The organism is Streptomyces sp. NPDC058664 (assembly GCF_042716635.1).
GTDB lineage: Bacteria > Actinomycetota > Actinomycetes > Streptomycetales > Streptomycetaceae > Streptomyces.
This window is the reverse complement of record NZ_JBHXRW010000221.1, coordinates 1-1,254: the sequence shown is the minus strand read 5'-3', so window position 1 is coordinate 1,254 and position 1,254 is coordinate 1. Positions and strand designations below refer to the sequence as shown.

Sequence of the window (1,254 nt, the reverse complement as noted above, 5' to 3'; positions counted from 1 at the left end):
CAGTCCTGTCCGTAGGCGGAATCGGCCGTGACCCAGGCGATCGGCAACGGGGAGGCGAGTGCCCGCGTGATCACGTTCCGAGCCAGCTCGCCCTTGGTGGCAAAGACGCGCCCGTCGGGGATCTGGGCGGATCGGCAGCGGTCCCGGTCCTCGGTCCAGGACCTGGGTAGGTAGAGCTCACGGTCGACCAGGGCGTGCCCAGGGGTGGTGGCATAGGCGGCGCAGACGCCGATCTGGCAGTTCTCGGTGCGGCCAGCGGTGCCGGAGTATTTGACGTTGGACGCCGGCAGAGGTAGTGCCCTTCTTGAGGAATCCGGTGTCGTCGATGATTAGCACACCGCCGTCGGCTCCAAGACGTTCGGCGACGTAGGCCTGTAGGTCGTCGCGGATCTCGTCCGGGTCCCAGCGGCAGCGGGACAGCAGTCGCTGAAGGCCGTCCGGTGTGGTGTGACCCGCGTGTTCGGCGAGCTGCCAGCTGTTTTTGCGGCCGACCTGGCCCAAGAGTCCGCGGATGTAGTCACGTGCTCGCCGCCGGTGTTCCACCCGCGTGAACCTGGCTCCGATCCGCAGGACAAGATCAGCAAATTCGTTGTCCCAGGCGTTCCCTGATGCATGCTCGCTCACATCGGCGCACTGCCCGGAGCACTGTCGTTACATGCGGCGCGGCCACTCGTTGCTGGGACAGTCCGCGAAAGACCGTCCCCCACCCGGTTCCACAGCACTACCCTCCCCACACTCAGGCCTTTGACCAGCGAAAATGGAGAAGCACTGCTGGAGTACTAGGGCCTGTGTGATGTCGTGATCATGCGGTGGTCTTGAGGAGGTTGTCGATCTAGATCATGGAGGCTCGGAGGTGGAGGCCGGCGAGGTAGCTTTCGGGTGACTTGTCGTAGCGGGTGGCGATGCCTCGCCAGGCTTTCAGCTTGTTGATCAGGCGTTCGACGGTGTTCCGTTCCTTGTGGGGGCCGGCGTCGTGGCTGATGGACCGGCCGCCTCGTGAGCCCTTCTTCTTGCGGTGTGCGGCCTGGTCCTTCTTCTCCGGGATGACTGCTTTGATGTGGCGTTTTCGCAGGTAGCGGCGGTTTCCGCGTGATGAGTAGGCCTTGTCGTCGGCGACCGCGCCGGGTCTGGTGCGGGGACGGCCGACCGGCAGAGGGATTCGCACCTTCTCGAGCACGGGGATGAACTGCGGACTGTCCGCGGCCTGCCCGGCGGTCAAGACGAACGCGAGCGGACGGCATCTGCGGTCCGCCG

1 protein-coding gene and 1 pseudogene are annotated in these 1,254 nt (G+C 65.3%); both read right to left on the bottom strand.

The window, feature by feature from the left end; all coding sequences use genetic code 11:
* A pseudogene (locus tag ACFWUY_RS41715) lies at positions 1–570 on the bottom strand (IS701 family transposase); the annotation flags it as partial.
* Positions 571–832: 262 nt separating this feature from the next.
* Positions 833–1,254, bottom strand: a 422-nt coding sequence (locus ACFWUY_RS41710; protein WP_384122293.1) for a transposase, incomplete at its 5' end; no start/stop codon positions are given.